The sequence below is a fragment of the Microcoleus sp. PH2017_05_CCC_O_A genome (genome assembly GCF_020738785.1).
Classification (GTDB): domain Bacteria; phylum Cyanobacteriota; class Cyanobacteriia; order Cyanobacteriales; family Microcoleaceae; genus Microcoleus.
Map to the genome: position 1 here is coordinate 20,934 of NZ_JAEQCB010000064.1, position 24,700 is coordinate 45,633.

Sequence of the window (24,700 nt, forward strand, 5' to 3'; positions counted from 1 at the left end):
CAGCAATCATTTTTAGGAAAATATTCGAGTTGCAAAATTTTGCGATCGATTGGGAGACAAAGCCCGGGCTTTCAAAATTGCGGCTACTAAAAACGCATAGGACAAAACTCCGACTAATGCTAGCAAAAGTACGCTGACTGCACCTGACGCATTCCACAAGGCGTGAAGTGCGGAAGCGCTGAAATAACCTACGCCTAAAATTTGCCAGCGCTTCGTGGGTTTGAGTGCGCTCAAACCGATGAAATATCCCAAATAGCCGCTGTAAGCCATGTGTCCGGCGGCGGAACCCAAAATTCGGGGAATTAGCAATTGCAATCCTACTAATTGTCCGGCTTCGGGGCCTGCTTGCAGGGTGACATTTTGGATGATATGGGGGACGTACTGTCCCAGGGTTTCTAATAGTGTAAAGCTGACTGCTGAGGCACTTCCTAATAAAATTCCGTCTAATGGTTCCCAAACGCCGATGCGATCGCGCCACGGATTTTTTAGCAAATTGCCCAGGATCAAAGCTCCCAAAACGGGCAAGGCTTTCAGCAATTCTTCCATCAGACCCGCCCCGAAGAACATTCTGATTAAAAAAGGCAAAAAACTGATTTCTTCGCCTTCTGCGGGCAAGCGACCGGGCAAAATTTCTCTAAATACTAATATAAATCCAATCAGTAAGGGGCTGAGCAATATCAGAACTGTAGCTAAAGCGGTACCAAGCAATACCCACCACGGCTTGTGTTTGCCGCACAGTTGATAGATAAAGTAGTAAGCCGCACCGGCGAGGTAGGCTGACAGCAGAAAGTTGAATGCTACGGAATTTCCGACGGCGACAAACATCGACACGACAAAGATAACTGTGGCAATACCTGGATATAAATAGGCTTTTTGACTTAATTGTTTGCCCGTGGAGGCGATCGGGAATAATTGAGTTAAAGTGAGAGCGTCTTTTTCACTGACTGGAAAATTGCCCGTTTTTGTGGCTGGGTATGCGGGTTTAGTTTGGTTTGGGGTTGGGGGAGATTCAAATATGAATTCAGGGCCGTCAATACCGAGACTGATGCGATCGCCTGTTTCTAAAGTTTGGCAGCCTTCGAGCTTTTGGCCGTTGATATAAGTTCCGTTAGCGCTGTTGAGGTCGCAAATTTGCCATTTCGTCCAATTACCATGAGTTAAGGGACGGACTGCGGCATGGCGGCGGGAAACCATGCCGTGGGCGATCGACTCTAAAGCTATTTGACAATTGCGATCGCGCCCGATCGCCACTTCTCCATATTCAGAAAGTTGGTACTTGGACGCTAGCCCGGACGCAGCGCCTTTGGCGGGCACTTGTCGCAGAAATCCGATTTCATTAGTCATCAGTCAGTTGGCAGTTGGCAGTTGGCAGTTGGCAGTTGGCAGTTGGCAGTTATTAGTTATTAGTTATTAGTTATTTGTTATTAGTTATTTGTGATTGATGGTTGGGGAGCAGTTATTAGTTATTAGTAACAATCAATAACTCACCACTAACACCTAACAACTAGGAATCAATAACAAGTAATATAGGACAACTCACCAATAACAAATAACAAATAACAACTGACTACTGACTAATGACTGCTGACTAATGACTAATCATAAATTTGCTCTGGCATCCTGAACGGCTGCATAGAAAAATATGCCTGTGAGCGGTATGCTGAGGGCGAGGATGATGCCGGTAACTACGTTGCCGAGTTGAGCTTCTCCCGAAGACAGCTCAAAGATTGAGCCGACTGCGGCGATCGCAGTGATGCACGAAAGAGCTAACAATAAACCACTTTTTGGAGTTCCTGCCATCATACTGATTTTACTGCCTTTGGCGAAAATTTGTTCTTGACTAATTCTTCATTGAGTGCGAGCTTGTTTTCTACTCTATCTACAAACAGCACTCCGTTGAGGTGATCCATTTCGTGCTGAATTGCCCTCGACAATAAATCTGTCGCTTTCAGGGTTTGCGGGCGGCCAAATTCGTCGCGATATGACACTTCAATGACTTCTGGGCGTTTGACATCAAAATAGACTCCCGGAATGCTCAAACACCCTTCTTGCAAGATGCAGATATCGCCGCTGCTACTTTTGATGGTGGGGTTGATCAAAACCAATGGGGGTGTGGCGGGATTGTCGGGTTCGCAGTCGAGTACGATTACTTGTTTGTGGACTCCGACTTGGGGGGCTGCCAAACCGATGCCGTCGGCACTGTACATGGTTTGCAGCATTTCTCGGACTAGCTGCCGAATTTCTGCATCGATGCTGCTGACGCGCTTTGCTGGCTGCCGCAGGACGCGATCGCCTAAAGTGTGTATTGTTAGGGGCGGTTTTTCTAACTTTTTCTTTTCAACCAAAACCTGAACCGTCATAAAACCTCGCGAGATGTTTGGAAACCCCCAACGAAAGCGGTTGGGGGATTACATGGGAACCAATACTATTATTTTCAATATTAATCTAATTTTAAGTAGCTATGACTGGAAATGCACCAAACCAACGGCCGGTGATTTCTCTGGGGCTTTCGCCTGTTTTATTGGCGGTAGAGCTTGCGGGGGCGATCGCGATTTTAGTGTCGATTTTGCCGATCGTACAGTTTTGGGCGGTTTTGCCCGATCGTATTCCAATTCACTTCGGCTTGGGGGGGCAGCCTGATGCTTTGGGCGACAAGGTGATGATTTGGATGCTGCCAGCAGTGGCTGCTATTATTTTTGTGGTTTTAACTGCGGTATCGCGCTATCCGCATACTTTTAACTATCCAGTGCGGATTACTCAGGAAAATGCGCGCCGACAATATCTCTTGGGGCGAGGCCTTTTGGTTTGGCTGAAAGCTGAAGTTTGTTGGCTGTTTGCTTTTATAGTGCGCCAGCAAATTCTTGTGGCTTTGGGGAATGCTCAAAGGTTTAGTATAGAGTTGGTTTTCGGGATGACTTTTTTGATATTTGCGACGGTTGGGGTCTATTTGGGGAGGGCTTATTTAGCTCGCTAGCTGTAGGCAAAAACTTTCACATAAAAAGGTTTGTAGTGAGGACTTTAGTCCGCATTAAAGAAAGGACTAAAATCCTGACTACAAACTTTCACATAAAAAGGTTTGTAGTGAGGACTTTAGTCCGCATTAAAGAAAGGACTAAAGTCCTGACTACAAACTTTCACATAAAAAGGTTTGTAGTGAGGACTTTAGTCCGCATTAAAGAAAGGACTAAAGTCCTGACTACAAACCTTTTGACTAAGCCATTAGATATGTTTGCTGGTTGTTCATCGGCAATACTCGCAACCGTCTATTTTTCAAATCTGGTTCTAACCCTAGTTCTTCCATGGGAATCACGCCCAGCAAAACAGCAGCAACGCCTTCGGGCAATTCTAAACAATCAAATCTACCTTCTCTCCCTTCTACAATAATTTGAGCGCCTGCAAAAATTCGACCTTTTTTGATGCCAGCCGATGTTTCTACATCTCTTTCTCCTACTTGTCTTAAACCTAGTTGGCTAATAATGGGAGCTGGTAAGGAAAGCAGAGTTGCTCCGGTATCGACAAGAACTTTGTCTAGCAGCGCAGAACGAACTTCCTCGGTAGAAATGAATCCCCGCTCGGCCATAACTAGATCGATGAAATTCGTGACGGTGATTGTAGTGATTACTTGACCCATTTGTTTGCCTTGAAGATTGGGGAGTACCAGGGTCATATTATGTTACCTCTTTGAGTGTAATTACTGGATATTTCTATTGTAATGCTATGTAGAATCGTGCTTCGTTGGTTAAAATTGTTTTAGCGATCGCCCTAAATTAGAATTTGCCTCAACGCATGACACCAGAACCCAACTCTCCTCAACCCAATCCTCCTAAGTCGAACGTGACTGTAGAAAGCCCTAACGGTGCGCTCCCTACTGTGCCGCCAGAAGCCACGACAATCGTTGCTACTGCTGAACCGGCAAAACCGCTGCCACCGCCGCCTCCAACTCGCAAGGTTTTATTGCCGCAGCAGCCTGCACAAACGACTGCTGAGGTGACGGGTTCGGTGCTGACACTGGCGGCGATCGCCTCGATGATTGTCGGGCTGGCTAACGATAGCATTTGGATCGGCTTATTTGGGGCTATCGGTGCGATCGGCATATCGCTGAGGATGATGTGGCCGAGTTGGGGCAAAATCTGGGTGCAGGTAATTCCGCCGACTTGGCGCACGCTGATCATCTCTTGCTTCGGGCTGTTAGCTGGGATTGTGGGCTTGCTGATGCTCAGCGGTACTAATACTGAACCGGGAAGCCGCAACATCCAAATCAACTGGGATGCTATCGGAGCTCTCGGCGAGTTAATTGGTGCTTTGGGTCAAATTTTGATCGCAATTTTGGGCGTTTACGTGGCTTGGCGCCAGTACGTGATCTCGAAGGATTTGACGATTCAGCAAAATCGCATTACCCAGCAGCAAACGATCGATGCTTATTTTCAAGGGGTTTCCGACTTAGCCCTTGACGAGCAAGGGTTTTTGGAAGATTGGCCGCAGGAAAGGGCGATCGCCGAAGGCCGCACCGCTGCAATTATGAGCAGTGTGGATGCTGAAGGTAAAGCGAAAATTCTGCGGTTTTTGTCGCAGTCGAGACTGATTACTCCTCTGAAGCGCGATCGGCTTTTAGGCCGCCCCATCCTTGACGGCGATGGTGGCTACGCTGAAGACAGAGATCACGGCCTCCGCGTCATCGATTTAAACGTCATGTTAGCGGGTGCTGACCTCGCTGGCACAGATTTACGGTGGACTGAGTTGAGCGAAGCCAACCTTGTCCGAGCCAATCTCAGCAAGTGCGATTTAGTGAAAGCAAACCTCTCGCGCGCTATTCTGTACGACGCCAATCTCGTTCGCGCCGACATGAGAGCCACCAAATTATTCTACGGCTCGGCAGAAATGGCATCTCCCCGCAGCCGCACGGAATTTGCCAACTATCAAACGGGTGAATATACCGGCGCTGTGGTTGAACGTGCTGATTTCACTGCTGTCAAGCGGCTGTCGGACGAGCAGCGCTATTACTGCTGCGCTTGGTGCGGCTCGAAGTCGCGAGAGACTATTCCCGGCGGCTGCGAAGGTATTCCCAATAAACTGGGACGCTAAAATTAGCAGTACCGCTGTACTTACGTATATATTTGGCGATCGATAGGCAGCCGACTATACTGTATTTAAAATCAACAGTCTGGCGCTGTTTTAGCGATGACAAATACTGATTTAGGGCTAGAAGTAAGTCCGCGTCAAGCAGGCACTAAAAGCAGAGATGGGTTAATTTTTGTAATTACTATGTGGTTGCTGAGCCGATCGGTAATTGCGATCGGGATGCAGCTAATTGCCCCCTTCCTGTACCATCACTCGCTGCTCTACCAGTCTCAGGACTCAACGCCTTTTGTTGCGGGCTTTATTCCCAAAAGTGGCTGGGAGTTGTTCTCCCATTGGGACGGCGAATGGTACACCAAAATCGCTACCCTAGGCTACTCCTACGCCGATGACGGAGAGCAACATTCTGTTGCCTTCTATCCGCTGTTTCCCTTGCTAATTCGGGGGCTGATGACCCTCGGAATGCGATCGGACGCAGCAGGGGTATTAATCAACTCTTTTGCATTTTTGGGCGCATTAGTGCTGATTTATTTTTGGGTAGAACAGCGATACGATACTGGTGTTGCCAAATGGACAACCGCTATGCTAGCTTGGTGTCCGTTCTCGCTATTTTGCACTGTCATGTATACAGAAGGATTGTTTCTGTTTCTGACAGCATCTGCTTTGCGATCTTTTGAGAGGGGCGAGTATATTTGGGCTGCTGTTTGGGGAGCTTTGACAACTGCTACTAGGGGGCCGGGAGTAGCACTGATACCTGCTTTTTTGCTGACAGCTTGGAGGGAAAAAAGACCTCCACTTGCTTATTTTGCAGGTTTGGCTAGCGCTCTTGGGATATTTTCATTTAGTATATATTGTGCTATTAGATTTGGAGATGCTTTAGCATTTGTTCATGTTCAAAAGGGATGGGTTCAGCCGAGTTGGTTCGAGGTATTGATTCAAGCTCTCAAATTGAAGGTATCTGCTATCAGTAGAATTGTGATGATTTTTGGCAGCGGCTATTTATTATGGTTTTTGCACAAAAGGCTTACCACTATTGTTTTGACTTACGGTTTTTGCTCTTTAGCACTGCTGCTTAATTCCGGAGCTTTGCGATCGGTAAACCGCTACGCTTACGGTATGCTGCCGCTTTCAATAGCTCTCGGCTTGTTGCTAGCAGCTAAGCCTCGTTGGGGTTACGGGTTGATGGGATTGTTTGGTATATTTCTGCTGTACGTTTCCGTCAGATTTGCAGGTTGGCTGTGGGTAGCTTAGGGGCGATAGTTGGCGAGCATCTCTTGAAAAAACTTAATTTACCAGAAATAATTGGTTGAAAGCCTCTCACGAGTGAGGGAGAAATGAAAATCAGACTATTCATTACTCCAATCCTCGGACTTAAGGGTAGAGGTCGCTCTCAAACTGTCAACTGTCAACTGTCAACTGTCAAAGCGTAGCGATAGGTTGCTTCTACTTCCGGTATAGATTCGGCATAGCGATCGACCAAACTTTCCAGCCGTGAAGCTAAAATCTCAAACTCAGGGCTGCTATAGGTGACAATCCAGTCGCTCAAGGCGTGTTTTGGTATATTAGGCTTGGCTAACTGCTGTCCCAAAAAAGCATACAACCGCAAGCAAGGAGTCATCGCCGCTACTGTCAAACCGACACCGCTTCCCCAGGCAGTTGCTAATAAAAAATCCGTGTAGCGGCGGGTAGCAATTCCCGGTTTAGCCTCTTGCAAGTTTACACCCCATTTCGCTGCATATCCTTGATGCAAGCGAAGTTCTTCTAAAACGCCACTCCCGAGATTGTGGAGGATTTCAAATCCCTCCCAGTCGGGTGCTTTTGCCGCAGCGATACTGTAAGCGCGAGCAAATGCTCCCAGAAAAAATGCGTCTTGTGCAACATAATATGCAAAACTATTTTGGGGGAGGCTGCCGTCAGCAATGCCTCTGAGAAAGGGATGTTGCAGACAAGCTTCGCTTAAGTCTTGATTTGCTTGCCACAGATAGTTAGAACTTGTCATGAATTTTTTAATTTATCGGTGGTTATGATGGTAATTGTTATATGACTTACAGAAATCACTCGGTTTCTCGTAGAAATATTGGGGAAAGACAACGATGAATCTACTCACAAACCAGGTTTTTAGCCTCCGGGCCCTGAGTACCCTGTCTTAGAGTCCACCTCAAAATCTATGATAACAAATATATTTGGCTTGATTCCATTGGTGACTCTGGGCATTTTGTGGCTTATATTTCAGAAAATAGATAAGTGTTGGCGCAGTGCTATTTTGTCCGCAGCAATTGTTTGGGGAGTTATAGTTGCTTTGTCTACTGAAATTTTGAGTTTATTTAGGTTGCTGACTTTTGAGTGGGTGTTTGGGCTGTGGTTGGTAGCAAATATTCTCGGCTTGATGGTTTATCTAAAATTTAAACCTGTCAAGCCAATTTTTGAGAAAAGTCAAGAGGAGAAATTTTCTAGTGTATTAGTTGGGTTGCTAGGCGGTGTATTTTTTATTTTTGCTGCGGTTGGTTTAGTTGCTGTAGTTGCACCGCCTAACAATTGGGATTCTATGACTTATCACATGAGTCGGGTTGCTCACTGGATGCAAAACCGCAGTGTCGAGCATTATCCCACTTCTTACGTGCCGCAGTTGTATCACCCGCCTGGGGCTGAGTTTGCGATTATGCACTTTCAGATTTTAACCGGGGGCGATCGCTTTGCTAATTTGGTACAGTGGTTGAGTATGGTGGGAAGTGCGATCGCAGTTTCTTTAATTGCTAAGCAACTGGGGGCAAATGGGCGGGGTCAAGTTTTTGCAGCAGTCTTTGCTGCGACTTTGCCGATGGGTATCCTTCAGGGTTCTAGCACTCAAAACGATTATGCTGTATGTTTCTGGGTAGTGTGTTTTGTTTCCTGCGGTTTAGCTGGACTCTCGGCAGGAATAACAGGGATTAATACTTTCAAAATCGGTGCGAGTTTGGGTCTGGCTCTCTTGACAAAAACGACAGCTTATATATTTTGTTTGCCTTTTATTATTTGGTTTTTTGTAGGAGGAATTCAAGGTTTTCGGGGGAAAATGCTGCAACCTATTTTGATAATAGCCGGTGTGACTTTTGTATTGAATGTCGGTCACTTTTGGCGAAATTACGATTTGTTCGGTTATGCGATCGGAGCGCCAGAAAGTTTTACCAAAGAATATAAAATTGAAGCAATTACTCTGCCAACTTTCCTGTCAAATGTCATTAGAAATTTAGGTATGCAAGCTGGTACGAGGATTTCCCGGATTAACGGTGCGATTGTCGGAGTGATTAACGTGCTGCACCGAATACTGGGCGTAGCGACAAACGACGCACGCATCACTTGGCCTCCCGGACAAGTATTTGCGATCGTCACACCCTCATTTAATGAAAATACAGCTACCAATCCCATTCACTTTGGGCTGATATTTGCCAGCATTACACTTATACTTAAAAATCCTATTTGGCAAAAAACAAAAATAGTGATAACTTATTTGATTGCTGTAATAATGATATTTTTACTTATCTGCTTCCTTCTGAAATTACAACCTTGGCACAGCCGCCATCACCTGTCAATATTTGTATTATTTTCGCCAATATTTGGATTGGTAGTATCGCAATTATCAAATCATAAAAACGCAAATTATCTGGTGGCAATTCTGATTTTAATGTCGCTACCGTGGGTTTTTCACAACAACTTTAGACCTCTCGTGGGAGATGGTAACATTTTTAATAGCAGCAGACACGATCTTTACTTTACAAGCCGCCCGAATATCGAGGTTGCTTACAATACAGCAGTAGATTTTGTTAAAGCTCAAAACTGCACGAATATAGGACTTTCTTTTTGGGCTAAAAATGCCTGGGAATATCCCTTGTGGGTGATGTTTCCAGAGCCGGGAAAACCAGCACCTCGCATTGAACATATTTCTACTATCGATCCTGTTGTCAAGCAAAAATTAAATTCCGAACCTTACAAAAGTTTTATCCCTTGTGCGATAATTTACCAGTCTACAAAAAATGACGGCAAACAAGGAAAAGAGATAGTCCTCAAAAATCAAACTTACGCACAAAAATGGTCGATGGAGCCGCTGAGCGTGTTTGTGAAAAAATAAAGTTTTGATTTATTTGATTTAACCGTTGACACCAGATTTTACAACACAAACTGAGATGAACAATATACCTAAGTATTCCTTGATAATTCCCATCTATAATGAAGAAGAAAATCTCCCAGAATTGTACCGACGAATTAGTGCTGTGATGGATCGAATGGACGGCGCTGTAGAATTAATTTTAATCAATGATGGCAGCCGCGATCGCTCTCTGGAAATTTTGCGAGAATTGCACGAACAAGACTCGCGAATTTGTTACCTCAGTTTGGCGCGCAATTTCGGCCACCAAATAGCTGTAACTGCTGGGTTAAACTTTTCTAGGGGTCAAGTTGTAGTTATCATGGACGGCGATTTGCAAGACCCGCCAGAGCTAATTCTAGATATGGTAGAACAGTGGCGTCTCGGGTATCAAGTTGTTTACGCTCAGCGCACTCAACGCCGTCAAGAAGGTTGGTTTAAGCGGTTGCCTGCTTATATGTATTATCGCATTTTGCGGAATCTTGCTGATGTTGATATTCCCATAGATACGGGGGATTTTTGTTTGATGGATCGGTGTGTAGTGGATGTGCTCAATGCTATGCCAGAACGCAATCGCTACATTCGGGGACTGCGGGCTTGGATTGGTTTCAAACAAACTGCGGTTAAGTTTGAACGAGATCCGCGTTTTGCTGGCGATGTTAAGTATACCTTCAGCAAATCTTTTGCTTTGGCGATGAACGGTTTAGTCTCTTTTTCAAAGGTTCCTTTGCAACTGTCGATTTATTTGGGTTTATTTTCGGCTTTGGTGTCTGTTTTAATGGCTTTTCTGGTTTTGTACTGGCGTCTTTTCTCTCCGGGTGCGGCATTAAGTGGTTTGACAATTATAATTATGGCGGTTTTCTTTTTGGGTGCGGTGCAGTTGGTTAGTATTGGGATTTTGGGCCAGTATATTGGGCGGATTTATGAGGAGGTGAAGGGCAGACCGCTTTATACGCTGGGAGAAGTTGCTGGTTTTGCCGATCGACACCGACGATAGTAAAAAAATTATCAAGTAATAATCAAAAACGCCACCTTCGGCGATAAATTTATGTCAATGGGCTTTAACCAAGACACAAGTAGCAGCTTGACTAACTAGAAACTACCGAATTAAACGTAAAACAAGCTCGCGCTTTAGATTCCCGACTTCTTAAAAAAGTCGGGAATCTGGGTATTATATTTGTTTAGGTGGACTTACTTACCTACTTATAAAAGCTTCGACGCAATCAGAGCAACAAGCACAATTAAACCTAATCCTTGGCGAAAGTAATTAACGCCTTGAAATAATTCTTCCCAAGCCCAAGTAAACAAGGAGCCAAAAGCTACTAGCTCGAATCCTAGATGAATTTTACCTGTGGTAAAGATGAGGGTTGATAAAGTAGCTACAATCCCGACAATTAGCGGTAAATTTGGCGGTTGAGCTATAACAATGTTGCCTTCGTTGTCGCGGAATACTCGATCGAACAACGTATCTTGTCGGATTTCCATGAGTTTATGCTGTCAATGTAATAAAAGGTAGGAAGTGTCTGATAGGCAACCAGAAACTAGGCAACCACAAACACGATCGGCTTGATGTTTTTTGGTTTGTATTATGATAGTAAAATTCAAATATTTAAATTTCATCTATCGCTAGAAACAGTTGTGATGAGAAGGCGATCTATAATTGGACAGACTAGCGATCTGATGTCCGGTTTGTAGTTAGATTTGTAGTCAGGACGAAGAGTCCTTTCTTAGAGATTTGGAGGTTGGTCACTCCCCTCACAAATCCTCTGCCCGCTTAATTGATGCTTTTTTACCCGCTGCGACGCAGGCTACCACTAAACAAGCGCTGCCTAGGGCGATCGGCTGAACAGTTTCACCAAGCAAAATAGCCGATGCTAGGATAGTCAAAAATGGTTGCAATAGCTGAATTTGACCTACCCTGGCAACTCCGCCAATGGCCATCCCCTCATACCAGGCAAAAAATGCTACAAATTGACTGACAAAACTCACATAGGCAAAACCCAACCACGCCGTCGGTGCAGCGACTAATCCTTGTTTTAAAACTACAAATATTGTAGGCAAAACCTCGAAGGGAGCGATAACTATCAATGCCCAACAGATAACTTGCCATCCACCTAAAGTTTTAGCTAATCGCCCACCTTCGGCGTAACCAAAAGCAGCAGCAATGACTGATGCAAATAAAGCTAAATCTGCGGTTTGGAGTTGCCCTGCACCACTAATAATTCCAAAACAAACAACGGTTAAACTTCCGGCGATACTAGCAACCCAAAACCGAGAAGATGGCCGATCGCCCGATCGCAAAACTCCCCCTATTGCTGTTGTCAATGGCAAGATTCCCAATACTACAGCACCGTGGGCGGCAGGTACTCGCTGCATTGCCCAGGCTGATAATAGCGGAAATCCGACAACCACTCCCAATCCGACAACTAATAAACTCCACAATTGCCGTTTAGAGGGAATAGCCTGATGTGTTATTTTTAAAGTAACTGCTGCTAGTATAGCTGCTACTAATCCGCGTCCTAAGCCTACAAATATAGGGTCTAAATCCTGCACTGCGGCTCTGGTTGCTGGCAGTGTTAAGCTGAATCCAACTACGCCTAGGAAACCGTAAATTAGCCCGATTGTTTCTCGATCGAATTGAAGATGTTTCCAGTGTAGTTTCATTTTTTACCTGTGAAGTAGACTTGTTTTTTTAACAAAGTGCAGAGGCGTAAGAAGAAATTAAAATCGGGAGCATCCCATTTTTGCTTTCAGATGGCGGACAGTTGCATCAGAATAGTATATTTGGATCGCAGCAGTGCGAGCGTCTCGCTCGCGAACCCTGCCACGAGCGAGACGCTCGCACTGTGTAAAAAACGCTTTTTACCAAATTGGGATGCTCCCTTAAAATCAGACTATTCATTACTCCAATACTCGGACTTAAGGGTAGATGTCGCTCTCAAACTGTCAACTGTCAACTGTCAACTGTCAACTGTCAACAGTCTTACCAGACTGCTAGAATCAGCGGCATATTGTTGAGAGCGGAGATGACAGCAAAGTTTTTGCTCGGTGGAAGCGATGATTTTTCTGGACTGTGCAAGATGATGTCCTGTTTGTCAAGTGTGATCCAAGCAATTCCTGACAAGACTTGAATTTCTTGATGATTTTGAGGCAACCTGTACACCTCGTTTTTCATGAGGATTATGCGATCTGGCGCTGCACATTCGGAATATCTTTGAAGCATAGCATCTCCTTGATAATTAACAATCAAAAAGTCACAAATTTTCCCTCAATATCCTAGGAACGGGTTAAATATAGCCTTTCTCAAAAAGATGAAGTATGACTGACAGCTTATATAACCGCTTAGACAAAGAGGGCTGAAGCCCAACAACATACCTCACCTATCTGAGAAGGGCTATAAGTTCTTTGAAAACTGCAAATTATCCCTAAGGTTGTGTTCCCACAACCAACTTGCTAGATGAGCAAGCGAACTCTTAAACTCGCACTCCTAAAAAACACTTTTTACAAAAGTGAGATCCTCTCAAATAGAAGTATTAATTCACTTTAATCAAAAAACTGGAATCTGTGAAGATACGGTTTGGGAAACTTTGATCGGTACAGTTGCTCAATCCACCAACTGTTTTGGTAAAATATCTGAAAACTGTACTGGGCCATTGGACAGAGTAATCGCTTATAGTGTGGCTATAGCGGTTTTCGGTTAGGACACGGCAGAGCAGTGTCTTGTATTTCATTGAATTGAAAATTGCGATCGCCCTGTAGTGTCACGAGCGAATATGTGCTGTGAAAATACCCCTAGACAGACAATCTCCCAAACCGATTTACTTGCAGATTCGCGATCGCCTCAGACGACTGATCCAGTCTGGGACATTACCACCTGGACAACGCTTGCCTTCAATTCGATCGCTAGCTAACACCTTGCAAGTTGCTCGATTGACAGTCATTGAAGCTTACGGCGTTTTAGAAGCAGATAGCTTGATTTATGCTCGCCAAGGCTCAGGATACTTTGTCAGCCATCAAACAGTGCCTACCCCGAGACTGGGAACAGCTTTTCCGTCGCTTCAAGATGCGATCGTCCCAGATAAAGATGGAGGCGGTTTTTGCGATCGCTTCTTGGCTTCAATTCAGGTACAATCGCAAACAGGAATTACTGACTTTAGCTCGGGTTTTCCCCGTCCCTGGGGATTGCAAGACTTGCAAAAAATCGCCAGACGAGCCGTCACCGAAGCCGGAGATACACTCTTCAGATACGGTTTTCCTGGGGGACAGCCGATTTTGCAGCAACAAATTGCTCAAATGTTGGTGCAACAAGGACTCGATATTGCTCCAGAACAATTGATTCTGACTAACGGATCTCAGCAGGGATTGTCTTTAGCGATGCGTCACTATGTCCAAGCTGGCGATCGGGTAATTGTAGAAGCACCAACTTATCACGGAGCACTTGCTATTTTAGAAGATATAGGAGCTAAAATTGTCGGCATTCCCATGACGGTCGAAGGGATGAATTTAGCTATCCTAGAATCTTGTCTCCAGACTCACCGCCCTAAATTAATTTACACGATCAGCACGCTGCACAATCCTACTGGGCTGACAACTTCTCAAACTCATCGCCAGCAGTTATTAGCATTAGCCAGTCAATATGAATGTGCCATTTTAGAAGATAACGCTTACGAAGGACTAAATTTTCAGCCTGTTCCTCCGCCTATCAAAGCCTTTGACCAGCAAAACCTGGTAACATATATTGGGACTTTCTCCAAAACTCTAATCCCAGGTCTGCGAGTTGGTTGGATTATCGTTCCAGATGTCAACTATCAGGCGATTATGAGACAAAAATTATTGCACGATTTTCACGTATCAACTATTTCTCAGGCTATAGTTAGTGAATATCTGGCTTCCGGTCATTACCGCCGACATTTGAATCAGATTCGGATGCAAAACTTGCAGAGTCGAAATGCCATGCTGCAAGCTTTGGAGCGTTACTTTCCCCAGGAAGCAAGTTGGACAGTGCCTGAAGGTGGATTGTTTTTATGGGTGCATTTACCGAATTGCCTGTCAGTGCAAAAAATTTGTCAAGAGGCTTTATCTCAGGGTATTTTGATTGCTTGCGGTACAGCATTTTTCCCCGATCGCAAAGGCTATCCAGCAATGCGATTGAATTTCTCTCTTTTGCCTGAAGAAATTGAACGGGGTATCGCTATTGTTGGTAAGTTACTCCAGCGACATATGATATCAAGCTTGAAAGCAGTATGAATGATATAGCGGTTCTCAAAAAAGTAAGGTACGTTGTTGGGCTTCAGCCCTCTTATATTTATTATATAGTAAGCGAGGTCGCATCAAAAACTCCATTTATAATCATACCTCATCTTTCTGAGAAAGGCTATATATCGCAATCCTTGTCGGATATATTAATCTCTCTCTCTTTCTTTTTTATGCTTCTCTTCGTCTGTCTAATCTGCGGTTAGTTCAAAACAAGAATACTTATGTTCAAACTCTACGAATATTCGCCCTCAGGCAATTGCTATAAAGTTCGCTTGCTCTTAACTCAGCTCAATATTCCGTTCGATCGCACAGAAATTAATATTCTCCAAAAAGAAAGTCGCACACCCGAATTTTTGGTCAAAAATCCCAATGGCCGCATTCCGGTTTTAGAGATTGTACCGGGTAAATTTCTCTTTGAATCGAATGCAATTATGTTTTACTTGAGCGAAGAAACTGAGTTTTTCCCCAGCGATAAATTTGAACGCGCTCAAGTCATGCAGTGGTTGTTTTTTGAACAGTACAGTCACGAACCTTTTATTGCAACTTCTCGTTTTTGGTATTTGACAGGGAAAGCTGAGGAATATCAAGCAGCACTGCAACAGAAACAAGCACCGGGTTATGCTGCTTTGGGGGTGATGGAACAGCATTTAGAAAAAAATAAGTTTTTTGTGGGCGATCGCTATTCTATTGCTGACATCGGTTTATTTGCTTACACTCACGTTGCTGCCGAAGGCGGATTTGATTTGACGGGGTTTCCGGCAATTAAAACTTGGATTGAGCGAATCAAGAATCAGCCTCGATATATTAGCATTACAGATTAAGATTGCAGTCGGCTGCATTCTGGCATTACAATGTAAGTATAATGCCATAAAGTCTCCTATGAATCGACGCTTATTTTTGCTTTGTAGTATTTAAATAAAGAAGTAAAATTGTGAATACTATCATTGATCGTATTATATTAATCCAATATATTGTCCAATAAAAGCATAAAACTATCGTCGCAATCAAGAATTTTGTTGTATAATTTAAACAGATTGCCGGACTTTATATTGAAGGATATAATAATTGAAACCGAGAATCTTTACGCAAGGTTTTCGGGTGTAATTAATCGGGTTTAACACGAGACAAAAAATAAATAATTGTGAATGAAGACAAGAATTTTAGGATTAGACCCCGGCTTGGCAAATCTCGGTTACGGCGCGATTAGTTGTCATATTATCCCCGGTAAACAAGACGAAAATAGCGTTTCCCTGATTGATTGTGGCGTGATTAAAACAACGCCTAAGCAGGAAATGGGACAGCGCCTAAAAACAATTTACGAAGATTTGCACACGGTAATTGATGAAGTAAAACCAGATTTGGCAATTGCCGAAAAACTGTTTTTTTACAAAATGGGAAATACCATACTTGTAGCCCAAGCACGGGGCGTTTTGACGCTAGTATTGGCTCAGTGCGGAGTGCCACTGTTTGAGTTTACACCTGCTCAAATTAAGCAAGCTTTGACTGGTCGCGGCAATGCTGATAAATCGGAAGTTCAAGAGGCTGTGGCGCGGGAGTTGGAGTTGGGTTATATTCCGAAACCTGATGATGCGGCAGATGCTTTGGCGGTGGCTTTGACTGGTTGGTACGATGATGATATTTGTCCGAAAAAAATACCCTTGGAAACTGGAAAAATTTGATTTGAGGGCTGGCAAAGCAATACAATCCCAGGTATGCTAGGAAGGTAGGAAATAACAAATCTGACATGAAGAGAATTCGTCTAAATAGAGTTCTGTTGCTTCTTTCAGATTGGCGATCGCTTCTTCAATAGTTTCACCCGGGCTAGCTGTTCCCACTTCAGGGCATTCTGCCACATAAATATCTTTTCCCCAATAAACGATTGTTGTAAAGATACATTGTTGTAAAGATACGAGGCATATTTTTTACGATGCTTACTTAGTTTTCACTCTAATCATTATTTTGGCAAATCGGGCGATCGCCCTTTCTTGACTAAAGTGCGATCGCTCTTTTTTTGAGTATTCCTAACTATGTCGATCCAACACTATAGGCGATTTTTACGGCTTTGACAATCTTTGATGATATCGGGTATATTGCCACTATGTCTGATTTGACATTTAATCTAAAACAACCTAAACTATAGATGGTAGATTCAGAAAGTAAACCCATTGTCTGGCTTAGTGGTGAAGTAAAAACACCCCCCTTTTCTACTGATGCGCGTATTCAAGCCGGATTTCTGCTCCGAAAGCTACAGGATGGCGAAAACCTATCCATGCCATTATCTCGTCCTATGCCAAGCATCGGAGAGCGTTGTCACGAGCTGCGTATAAGCGATTCAGAGACAAGCAAAGCAAGGATTGGCGCATCATTTATCGAATTGATGTAGATGCTATTATTCTCTTAGATGTCTTTAACAAAAACACAAAAAAAACACCGAAATTTATAATATAAAAATGTAAAAAACGATTGAAACAATATGACTGAAACAATACGACCTAATTTGAATTGATATCGGGAAGGTATTTTTATGGATCGAGCTAAACGCCAACGCTTAGAAGCAGCCGGATGGACTATTGGCACTGTAGAGGAATTTCTCGGACTTTCGCCAGAAGAAACAGCATTCATCGAAATGAAACTTGCACTTAGTAAAGCCATCAAGCAAAACCGGATTAGCCAACAGATGACGCAGCACGAGCTTGCCCAAAGAATTAAGTCTAGCCAGTCAAGGGTTGCTAAAATGGAATCTGGCGATCCTTCCGCTTCCCTCGATCTTCTTGTTCGCACTTTGCTCACCTTTGGTGCTACACGTCAAGACATTGCTGAGGTAATCCTTAACAGTGCTTCCTCACAGATATCTCCTCTTAACTGAGTTAGCATTCAAGTTCGATCGCCCTTTCTTTAACTTCATCCGCAAGAGCGATCGCCCTTTCTTGAGTTACACGATGAAGGACACGGCAGTGCCGTTTCCCTAGGAATATCTGTTATTTTAGGTCATATTTGTAGGGACACGGTAATGCCGTGTCCGGCTTCTAATCCCCGCTGTCTGCAAGCAAAAAACCTAATTTGGGTGTGGCGAATGCACCTTAGCAGCATCATCAACCACAGGATGAATTAAGGTCGATCGCAAATCTTGCCTAATTTCCGATTTCAAATACTTGCGCTGCAAAACCTGCCATTTTTGCCAAGCCCCGTAGCGTTTTTCTGCGAACAAACCAGCCAGTTTCGGCAACTCTTTTTGCAAATCGCGATCGACAAAATCTGTCAGAAACTCCCCTAAAACTTCACAGTCTTGAATATCGCCCAAACATTCCTGAACAGCTTTTACATCTTCGACATAAGCTTCATAAGTCTCCCCGTAAAAATCGCCAAACAGATTCATCAAATAGCGAACCCGCTTAGCTTGCTTCCGCAAATCGTGCAGAATTGTTCCCTCCGCTGCTAGCTTTTCTTCCACAGCCTCAGCAGTCAAATCATCAGCAACTTTAACTTTGCCATCCTGATATTCGGTGCCCAGCAGCCAAGCCGGATGCAGGAAAAATTCGCTGACTTGAGGTAACAGCAAATCCGGCAAAACCTCAGCAATTGGCAAATGTTCGATCGCCCGAAACTGCGGTTTTTCTACCCAATTCTCGATCGACTCTTTCAGCGACTGGTAACTTTTGTGTTCCAAAACAGCCCTCACCGCTTTCAAAGCCCGACGGCGCTGTTTGAGCAAACTCAACAAAGCCTCATCCAAAACTTCCTGTTCGTCAGCCGGCAAATTCGGGTAATAGCCGTTTTGGAGACTTTCGAGCATCACATCCAAATCTCTGAGCGTTCCCAGAATCCGACCCACCTTACCAATTTTGCATTCAGAAGCTGCTTTTGGCAAGTCTAAAACGGGAGCAAAACCCGTTACAGCCGATCGCAAACGCCGCATTCCGACTCGCATTTGATGAAGTTCTTCTGCATCTTTGTCTTTGAGAACTTCAGCCTCGTGCGCTACTGCTTTGCGGAAATATTTCTCGATCGCACCAGAGGCTGCGTCTCCGAGAGTTTTGACTTGATTTTTAACTTTTGCTGATGTTTTTACGTTCATGGTTGATGTAGAGTCCACTTTCGCGATCGACTTTAATTTTGATTTCAAGGCTTTTCTAATAAGGTTTTAAATCCTAACACACACTTTTCATTGATGAACCACAGCAATAATAAATCTTAATGTAAAGTGCTTGACAATTTATCCAAAGTCAGCATTTAGTAATACCAAATCCGGGTTATTCATCCCCGTTATAAATTGTAGGGTGCGTCGCTCACTGGCAGCCTGGTGGAGGGCGAGAATTCTTCGTGGCGACGCACCCTACGTCTCTGAGATCGTAAAGGGGGTTTCTTGTCGCCATTCGTAAGAAATATTAATGTCATGTGCTTGACAATTTATACAAAATCAGCAATCTAAAAAATCTTCAATCTAAAATCTTCAATCTAAAATCTAAAATCTAAAATCTAAAATAAAATTCCCTCCCCCGCCCTTGGGCTAATAAAAATCTGATTTCTGGCGGGCTTTCCCAAATAGGTTAAGATCGCTGCAAACCGAGATTTATTTACCAAAGGGAGAGAGAGGGTGCGATCGGGAAGACAAGTTTTAAATTAAATCAAGTCCGCCCAGGTTGTCCGACTTCAAAGAGGCAGTTTAGCCTTTCCAGTCTTTCTCAGATTGTTCGAGCACGTAGGTTGCTACATCCTCGATTTGGTCTGGCTTCAAGCGGCCACCAAAAGCAGGCATAGCATTTTTGCCCTTAGTTACCTGAGTCGTAATAGCTTCGATAGAATTCATGCCATACTTCTCAAGAGCGCCTTTTTTCAAGGTTTTCATTGCCATAACGACGTTCCCGCCACCGATGTGACAAGCAGAACAGTTGTTGCTGAAGATTTTAGATCCTTTAACAGCATCTCCAGCCAGAGCAGGGCTGCCGAAGCCGAAAGTGAAAATTGTGAACGCTAACAAGGCGATCGATAAGAGTCTTTTCAACGCAGTTCTCCTCTAATGGACAGACAAAGATTGATTCTTTAGTTATTTTACCTGTTTTAACAGGCGCGATCGCGACTACACGCACGATTCCTTTCTCCCGAGTAATTTACCACTTTTTGGCAGTGGCAGTTCAACTCTCAAAATTATCCACGCCCCAGCCTGGAGCTTTCTGAGCCGCCCGGATCACAAAAGCAGCCAAATTTTCAACCTCAGTCTGTGGCATCCAGCTTTCGGGTACTTGGCGGCACCAAAAAGTTTCCTCACTGCCGTCATAAGTCATGGGCTCTCTCAGATATGACACCAAACCATTGATGTTGCTGCGAGGAGGCGTTGCCCCCTGGAGATCTGCCAAAGACAGAGAGATCATCGGATCGGGCAAAGTTGCTCCTCCGACGTGGCAATTCATGCAATTTTGCTCGAACAAAACCTTGCCGACAGACAAATCCTGAGCTGAAAACAACCGAGTGTGTCCCTCCGTGTCCAATTCCAGTGGTACAGGTTCGCTAACTTTCAAATAGCGAGTTACATAAGAATCGCCAGCAGCCAAAACAGGTTGAGGAGCCAGCAGCAGGAGCGGCAAAATAATTAACATCCCCAACAGAAAGCAGAGAAAAACACCACGATGCATCATAAAGGCGTAGAAAAGTCAATAATCCACTAACATTTGCTCGTACAATCGAATTTTTTTTGTTGCGCTCTGACTTTCGTCAGTATCAACCAGTCCGCTAGCTCAAGTCAGCGAGTTCGACTGGGGAGAATCAATCAACTAGAAGTAAATTTGAGATTTCAGATTTTCGATAGAAAAACGGCGAGCCAGCAATCCTTGCCAAATCCCAGCCCCTCTCAATCCAAAATCCAAAATCTCAAATTTCAAACTAATTAACGAGCGCCTTTGCCACCAGCCCACTGGCGGGAGATAATTTTCGGCTGCAACAGAATGTGACCGGCAATCGCGTACAAATCTTCATCGGAGAGATTTCTCATCTCAGCGAAAATATCGGCACTCTTCATGCTCGGATGCAGTTCCGAAATTTCTTGAAACCCGTCATAAGTCGTGGGATTTTTCATATAGTCCACCAGCGACTCAATATTATTGCGGGGTGGGTTGGCCAAAGCCAGAGTTTCGGGACTCAAATTGAGGTTGGGGTCAGTTTTTGTCATGCCGGAAGCGTGACATTGAGCGCAAGTATTTTGGAACTGGCGTTTGCCTTGCTGGACTTGTTTGAGGCTCAGCACTACTGGAGTGCCCTTGTCATTTAAAGTTACAGTGCGAAGCTCAGCACTCAGTTCGACAGCCATCGCGCTGCTGACAAATAACTGAAATGTCAAGAATACAGCGGTCAGAGCAATGAAATATCTTTTAAGCATGGTTCTCCTTAAAAAAATCCGGCAAATTATTGAACGCTAAGAGAGTATAGCTGGCAAACAGATTTCTGTTCAAAATTCCTTTCTTTGGTGACAACTGGCGAAAGTTTGTGCAGCCATACCTTTAAAGGTAGAGGAATTTTGCGATCGATCTAATCTGCAATTCGTTTTGAGTCGCGCCTTTTTTCGAGAGCGGACATAATTGCCTTAACATCTTCCAAAGCCAAACGGGTTTGAGGGTGTTTGTAGGCAATTTCCAGCTCATCACACAAGCGGAGCACGTCTTCAACAGGGACGTTGAAGTCTTCTGCTATTTCTGCGATGGACAGGTCTGCAAAACCCATAATTTTCAGGTCGCTGACGGGTCAGAATTGAGTTGACGGCTATTGAATGAAAGCTGGACAATTTAACAAAGCGCTGTTAGCTGTCATAAAAAATATTCGGTAAGTGGGAAACTCAGAGTCTTTAGACCTGAGAGGAAAACGACGGGCGCGGTTTCAACCGCCTTGAATCCCCTTTCGGGGTTAGAGGGGTATGGTTGCCCCTCTGTGGAGATATGGTTGTCTCCGAATCCCTTTCGGGTAATGTTCCGATCGAGGGGTCTGGTCAGAACAGCTTGTAATTTCTTACAAGCTCAGTGGCGTTGATTCCCTGAGTTCCTGACCTGATAGTTTGTTCTGAGATTTTGTGCGATCGCCAGCTAACTAATCACTAATTAACACTAAGCATTTTTGCTCAGCCAAGCTTCCCACTCCATCAACTTCCAACCAATATCATCCCATTGCCGCGTCTTTATTATCAATAGGACTTGGGCGCGCAGGACTAAAAACCCCGTATCTGCGTGCATTTCTCGCTACCAAACTTCATGTTTTTCGTAGAAACCACGGTTTTTGGGGAATTCCTCTGACATTTTCGTCTTTGGCGGACTCACCAACAGACGGGGCGATTTTCCATTTTTCGATTTGAGATTTACTCCACAGGTGTCTTATGGGGCTTGAACTTTGGTCGAAAATTTTGATCGGTTCGCCACAGGAGTCATCCGGCGCAGCAGCTTAGGGAGAAAGCTTGAAAGCGTGAGTCGGTGTCGCCACAGCGTGGTGGCTTTCGGTAGCATCGTGGGCGGGGAATTCCGAGTCTGCCAAGAAAGGCTGGGGCTGGTGGAGGCTGATGAGTCCAGCCAGAGTTTTCTTTAATTGAGTTCGGGGTACGATCAAGTCTACAAAACCGTGGGCGAAAGAGTATTCGGAAGTTTGATAATTTTCCGGCAGCTTTTCGCGCAGAGTTTGCTCGATTACCCGGCCGCCCGTAAAGGCTACAGTAGCTTTTGGCTCTGCAATTATAATGTCTCCTAACATGGCAAAACTAGCGGTGACGCCGCCGGTGGTCGGGTGGGTCAAAATTGGGATGTAAAGCAGTCTCGCTTCCCGGTGGCGCTCTAGAGCCCCGGAAATTTTAGCCATTTGCATCAGGCTGAGCATTCCTTCCTGCATTCTCGCACCGCCGGAAGCGCAGACAATGAGTACGGGTAAGCGTTCCCGCGTGGCGTGTTCGATGAGGCGAGTCAGTTTTTCTCCGACAACTGAGCCCATGCTGCCGCCGATGAACTGAAATTCCATGACTCCGAGGGCAACGGGCAAATTTTCGATTTTGCCGATGCCTGTTTCTACTGCGTCTAGGTGGCCTGTTTTTTCTTGAAATTCTCGCAGTCGATCGCTATATTTTTTGCGATCGCGAAATTTCAGCGGATCGGTGGCGTGCAGACCTCCGTTAAGGGGCACCCAGGTATTGGGGTCGATCAACTGCTCGATGCGATCGTCACTGTAAACTCTGATATGATGCCCGCATTCCAAGCAAACCATTTGATTTGCTCGCAGGTCTTTGGTATAACTCAGGGCATCGCAAGCTGTGCATTTATTCCAAAGTCCGTCCGCAATTTCTCGTTCCGGCCGTTCTTGGGAATTCGGTACTGATTTTCGTCGATTTGCAAACCAATCAAATAGAGACATTAAAACTTAGGAATTGGTAATTGGTAGTTGGTAATTGGGAATTGGTAATTGGGAATTGGGAATTGGTAATTGGTAATTGGGAATTGCCATTTGTCATAATATCAAGTCCGCACTACAGAGGAATTATACTATAGACTGCCCGATCGCGCTGAACTACGAATGTCTCGCGTTCCCCCTGCTGGACGCTCGCGCTGTACTCTGAAGGTTATTATTCCGATGCTCGTCTCAAAGATATCAATTATCTACTATTGACTATTGACTAATGACTAATGACTAATGACTAATAACTAATCACTCTTATTCTGGCTCATCTTCAACAGGACTGATGAGCAGCGACGCAGTGCGCTGGTGTTGGGGAAGAACTTGCAAAGCTGTAGCACTTCCAGCCCCAAAATAAGATGCTATACCCAAGTCTACAATTCGAGCCGGGATTTGATGAGCCGCCAGGAGCTGCTGCATTAATTCGGCTTCCCAACGAAAGCTAGTGGTTTTGAGTGTAATCCAAGACACGGGATAATTTTACCAATTTGTCAACTACCCATCATCAAGCGGGGTACCGCTATGATGTGGGCTTGTATCTGAACTCCACCGCAATTCCGAAAACCTAGATAGAATCTCAGCTTTAGTTTCACTGCCCGATACATTAGGGGATGCTGACAAGCTCCCCGTACTCATCCAGTCTTGCCGGACAAGCAACGCTCTCATTGCAATGTTTCGTGCACCAACCAAATCAGCGTGTAACTCGTGACCACAGCATTCACAGCGAAACAATAGCCCTTTGTTAGGTCTATTAGCATCCGAAGTATGTCCACATTTAGGACAACTCTTCGATGTATAATTTGCCGGAACTTTAGTTGCTAACGAACCATTTAGATGGGCTTTGTAGTCAATATAGCCGTGCAATTCGGCAAAGGACCATTTCGCCTTATTTCTATTAGCTCTACGCTGCTTCTTGCTAGTCTTTTTCCCGGATTTAGACTTAGTTCTATCCCTAATTCCGGTCAAGTTTTCTAGTCCAATCAGGCTGTTAGGCTTGGCAATTTCCTTGCTAATTTGGTGGTTCACGTCAGCGATAAACCGTCTTTCTCTTCCTGACAAAGCGATTAGTCTGCGCTTGGCCGAACGAGTGCCTTTACGCTGAAGAGTTGGTCTGGCTTTGTGATAACGGTTGGCTTTGTGTCTCGGGTCTTTTCCTGAGTAGAATTTCGACTTGTTTTGTAAGTCTGTTTCTACTGCTAAGTAGCGCATACCCACATCAACACCAGAAACTCTGGTTATTTTTAGTGGGTTAATTTCAGGTACTTCTACTTCAATACTTACCATTAAGTAGTAAGTCTTAGAAGAACGCTGATAGACGATTTTGGCTGCCCCAATCTTGGCACCATTGGCAATCAAATCTAGATGCTTGTTGTAGCCATCATACGGGACTACTATTCTACCTTGCAGCGTGATAATACTCACTTGCTGTTCGGCTTTAAAAGAGTAGTCCCGCTGATAATTTAAGGTACAGGTTCGAGAAATGTATTTAGGGGGTTTGTCCAACCCTTTGTACCGTCTCTTGGTATAACCTTTGGCAATAGCATCGTTAGATTGTTTTACCTTAGTCCAAAGAGTTTTGTAGGTTCCAGACACTTGTCTGGGTACGTTGCAAGCCATCTGAGCACCGAGTCCAAAACGAACTCGCAACTCGTTGTAGACGGCTTTTTGCAACTTCAGACCGTTACTGGTTTTACCCGTATCAAAAGCGACTTGTGAAGTATAGTTCAAAGCATCTCGGTAGGCTAAAGCAATCTGAGACACCAAAGCTTTTTGCTCGGCATTCAGGTTGAGTTTTAACTTGGCGGTGATTATTTGAGGCATTACTTTCACTAACTC

28 protein-coding genes are annotated in these 24,700 nt (G+C 44.5%); 10 read left to right on the plus strand and 18 right to left on the minus strand.

What is annotated here, in order from left to right; all coding sequences use genetic code 11:
• Window positions 1–12: 12 nt before the first annotated feature.
• The 3 genes from JGK20_RS15900 to def form a co-directional block, all read right to left on the minus strand.
• A complete protein-coding gene (locus JGK20_RS15900; RefSeq protein ID WP_293231315.1) occupies window positions 13–1,344 on the minus strand; it encodes a PrsW family glutamic-type intramembrane protease in 1,332 nt (443 codons plus the stop codon).
• A gap of 255 nt (window positions 1,345–1,599) precedes the next feature.
• Window positions 1,600–1,800, minus strand: coding sequence for a hypothetical protein (locus tag JGK20_RS15905; protein ID WP_293187114.1), 201 nt, complete (start codon window positions 1,798–1,800; stop codon window positions 1,600–1,602).
• Window positions 1,800–2,360: a peptide deformylase gene (def, locus tag JGK20_RS15910; protein ID WP_293231318.1), complete on the minus strand. Its 561-nt coding sequence runs from the start codon at window positions 2,358–2,360 to the stop codon at window positions 1,800–1,802. The genes JGK20_RS15905 and def overlap by 1 nt, the downstream gene beginning before the upstream one ends.
• Before the next feature lie 101 nt (window positions 2,361–2,461).
• Here def and JGK20_RS15915 point away from each other — a divergent pair, with 101 nt between their 5' ends.
• Window positions 2,462–2,974 carry a DUF1648 domain-containing protein gene (locus JGK20_RS15915; RefSeq protein ID WP_293231321.1) on the plus strand — a complete coding sequence of 171 codons (513 nt, stop codon included), beginning with the start codon at window positions 2,462–2,464 and terminating at the stop codon, window positions 2,972–2,974.
• A gap of 237 nt (window positions 2,975–3,211) precedes the next feature.
• Here the strand turns inward: JGK20_RS15915 and JGK20_RS15920 are convergent, their stop codons facing one another.
• Window positions 3,212–3,667, minus strand: a complete 456-nt coding sequence (locus JGK20_RS15920) for an aspartyl protease (RefSeq protein ID WP_293212708.1) — start codon at window positions 3,665–3,667, stop codon at window positions 3,212–3,214.
• A 119-nt stretch (window positions 3,668–3,786) separates the two neighbouring features.
• Between JGK20_RS15920 and JGK20_RS15925 the strand changes: the two genes are divergently transcribed.
• On the plus strand, window positions 3,787–5,082 hold the full coding sequence (locus tag JGK20_RS15925; RefSeq protein ID WP_293212706.1) for a pentapeptide repeat-containing protein: 1,296 nt from the start codon (window positions 3,787–3,789) through the stop codon (window positions 5,080–5,082).
• A gap of 96 nt (window positions 5,083–5,178) precedes the next feature.
• Window positions 5,179–6,327, plus strand: a complete 1,149-nt coding sequence (locus JGK20_RS15930) for a mannosyltransferase family protein (protein WP_293192663.1) — start codon at window positions 5,179–5,181, stop codon at window positions 6,325–6,327.
• 154 nt (window positions 6,328–6,481) lie between these two features.
• On the opposite strand, the gene JGK20_RS15935 is transcribed toward JGK20_RS15930, so the two are convergent.
• A complete protein-coding gene (locus tag JGK20_RS15935; protein WP_293231324.1) occupies window positions 6,482–7,075 on the minus strand; it encodes a TenA family protein in 594 nt (197 codons plus the stop codon).
• A gap of 168 nt (window positions 7,076–7,243) precedes the next feature.
• On the opposite strand from JGK20_RS15935, the gene JGK20_RS15940 reads away from it, so the two are divergent.
• Both JGK20_RS15940 and JGK20_RS15945 read left to right on the plus strand, forming a co-directional pair.
• Window positions 7,244–9,181, plus strand: a complete 1,938-nt coding sequence (locus JGK20_RS15940; RefSeq protein WP_293231327.1) for a hypothetical protein — start codon at window positions 7,244–7,246, stop codon at window positions 9,179–9,181.
• A 55-nt stretch (window positions 9,182–9,236) separates the two neighbouring features.
• Window positions 9,237–10,193: a glycosyltransferase family 2 protein gene (locus JGK20_RS15945; RefSeq protein ID WP_293231329.1), complete on the plus strand. Its 957-nt coding sequence runs from the start codon at window positions 9,237–9,239 to the stop codon at window positions 10,191–10,193.
• Window positions 10,194–10,399: 206 nt separating this feature from the next.
• On the opposite strand, the gene JGK20_RS15950 is transcribed toward JGK20_RS15945, so the two are convergent.
• The 3 genes from JGK20_RS15950 to JGK20_RS15960 form a co-directional block, all read right to left on the minus strand.
• Window positions 10,400–10,681 carry a hypothetical protein gene (locus JGK20_RS15950; protein WP_293231332.1) on the minus strand — a complete coding sequence of 94 codons (282 nt, stop codon included), beginning with the start codon at window positions 10,679–10,681 and terminating at the stop codon, window positions 10,400–10,402.
• Between the two features lie 270 nt (window positions 10,682–10,951).
• Window positions 10,952–11,860, minus strand: a complete 909-nt coding sequence (locus tag JGK20_RS15955) for a DMT family transporter (protein ID WP_293231335.1) — start codon at window positions 11,858–11,860, stop codon at window positions 10,952–10,954.
• 319 nt (window positions 11,861–12,179) lie between these two features.
• Window positions 12,180–12,419, minus strand: a complete 240-nt coding sequence (locus JGK20_RS15960) for a hypothetical protein (RefSeq protein ID WP_293186188.1) — start codon at window positions 12,417–12,419, stop codon at window positions 12,180–12,182.
• Window positions 12,420–12,976: 557 nt separating this feature from the next.
• Here JGK20_RS15960 and JGK20_RS15965 point away from each other — a divergent pair.
• The 3 genes from JGK20_RS15965 (at window position 12,977) to ruvC (ending at window position 16,131) form a co-directional block, all read left to right on the plus strand.
• Complete coding sequence (locus JGK20_RS15965) at window positions 12,977–14,443, plus strand: PLP-dependent aminotransferase family protein (protein ID WP_293231338.1); 1,467 nt, start codon at window positions 12,977–12,979, stop codon at window positions 14,441–14,443.
• A gap of 230 nt (window positions 14,444–14,673) precedes the next feature.
• Window positions 14,674–15,273, plus strand: a complete 600-nt coding sequence (locus JGK20_RS15970) for a glutathione S-transferase family protein (RefSeq protein ID WP_293231341.1) — start codon at window positions 14,674–14,676, stop codon at window positions 15,271–15,273.
• 324 nt (window positions 15,274–15,597) lie between these two features.
• On the plus strand, window positions 15,598–16,131 hold the full coding sequence (gene ruvC / locus JGK20_RS15975) for a crossover junction endodeoxyribonuclease RuvC (protein WP_293186193.1): 534 nt from the start codon (window positions 15,598–15,600) through the stop codon (window positions 16,129–16,131).
• Between the two features lie 36 nt (window positions 16,132–16,167).
• Here ruvC and JGK20_RS15980 read toward each other — a convergent pair whose 3' ends face one another.
• Complete coding sequence (locus tag JGK20_RS15980; RefSeq protein ID WP_293198915.1) at window positions 16,168–16,305, minus strand: hypothetical protein; 138 nt, start codon at window positions 16,303–16,305, stop codon at window positions 16,168–16,170.
• 454 nt (window positions 16,306–16,759) lie between these two features.
• On the opposite strand from JGK20_RS15980, the gene JGK20_RS34560 reads away from it, so the two are divergent.
• Both JGK20_RS34560 and JGK20_RS15985 read left to right on the plus strand, forming a co-directional pair.
• The gene (locus JGK20_RS34560; protein ID WP_366039033.1) at window positions 16,760–16,900 is read left to right on the plus strand and encodes a type II toxin-antitoxin system RelE/ParE family toxin; all 141 of its coding nucleotides are present in this window, start codon (window positions 16,760–16,762) and stop codon (window positions 16,898–16,900) included.
• 76 nt (window positions 16,901–16,976) lie between these two features.
• On the plus strand, window positions 16,977–17,318 hold the full coding sequence (locus tag JGK20_RS15985; RefSeq protein ID WP_293198913.1) for a helix-turn-helix transcriptional regulator: 342 nt from the start codon (window positions 16,977–16,979) through the stop codon (window positions 17,316–17,318).
• 189 nt (window positions 17,319–17,507) lie between these two features.
• Here JGK20_RS15985 and JGK20_RS15990 read toward each other — a convergent pair whose 3' ends face one another.
• The 9 genes from JGK20_RS15990 to JGK20_RS16030 all read right to left on the minus strand — a co-directional run bounded on the left by JGK20_RS15990 (window position 17,508) and on the right by JGK20_RS16030 (window position 24,685).
• Window positions 17,508–18,527 (minus strand): CHAD domain-containing protein, encoded by a 1,020-nt coding sequence (locus tag JGK20_RS15990; RefSeq protein ID WP_293198927.1) that lies wholly within the window; start codon window positions 18,525–18,527, stop codon window positions 17,508–17,510.
• Window positions 18,528–19,115: 588 nt separating this feature from the next.
• A complete protein-coding gene (gene petJ, locus JGK20_RS15995; RefSeq protein WP_293186205.1) occupies window positions 19,116–19,454 on the minus strand; it encodes a cytochrome c6 PetJ in 339 nt (112 codons plus the stop codon).
• A gap of 130 nt (window positions 19,455–19,584) precedes the next feature.
• Window positions 19,585–20,085 carry a photosystem II cytochrome PsbV2 gene (gene psbV2, locus JGK20_RS16000; RefSeq protein WP_293186207.1) on the minus strand — a complete coding sequence of 167 codons (501 nt, stop codon included), beginning with the start codon at window positions 20,083–20,085 and terminating at the stop codon, window positions 19,585–19,587.
• 248 nt (window positions 20,086–20,333) lie between these two features.
• Window positions 20,334–20,822, minus strand: a complete 489-nt coding sequence (psbV, locus tag JGK20_RS16005) for a photosystem II cytochrome c-550 (RefSeq protein WP_293186209.1) — start codon at window positions 20,820–20,822, stop codon at window positions 20,334–20,336.
• 149 nt (window positions 20,823–20,971) lie between these two features.
• Window positions 20,972–21,163: a translation initiation factor IF-2 gene (locus JGK20_RS16010; protein WP_293156461.1), complete on the minus strand. Its 192-nt coding sequence runs from the start codon at window positions 21,161–21,163 to the stop codon at window positions 20,972–20,974.
• A gap of 377 nt (window positions 21,164–21,540) precedes the next feature.
• Window positions 21,541–21,666 carry a hypothetical protein gene (locus tag JGK20_RS16015; RefSeq protein ID WP_293198911.1) on the minus strand — a complete coding sequence of 42 codons (126 nt, stop codon included), beginning with the start codon at window positions 21,664–21,666 and terminating at the stop codon, window positions 21,541–21,543.
• Between the two features lie 205 nt (window positions 21,667–21,871).
• Complete coding sequence (gene accD, locus JGK20_RS16020; RefSeq protein WP_293186211.1) at window positions 21,872–22,825, minus strand: acetyl-CoA carboxylase, carboxyltransferase subunit beta; 954 nt, start codon at window positions 22,823–22,825, stop codon at window positions 21,872–21,874.
• 297 nt (window positions 22,826–23,122) lie between these two features.
• Window positions 23,123–23,335 (minus strand): hypothetical protein, encoded by a 213-nt coding sequence (locus JGK20_RS16025; RefSeq protein ID WP_293186213.1) that lies wholly within the window; start codon window positions 23,333–23,335, stop codon window positions 23,123–23,125.
• 24 nt (window positions 23,336–23,359) lie between these two features.
• Window positions 23,360–24,685, minus strand: a complete 1,326-nt coding sequence (locus tag JGK20_RS16030; protein WP_293186215.1) for a transposase — start codon at window positions 24,683–24,685, stop codon at window positions 23,360–23,362.
• Window positions 24,686–24,700: the final 15 nt, after the last annotated feature.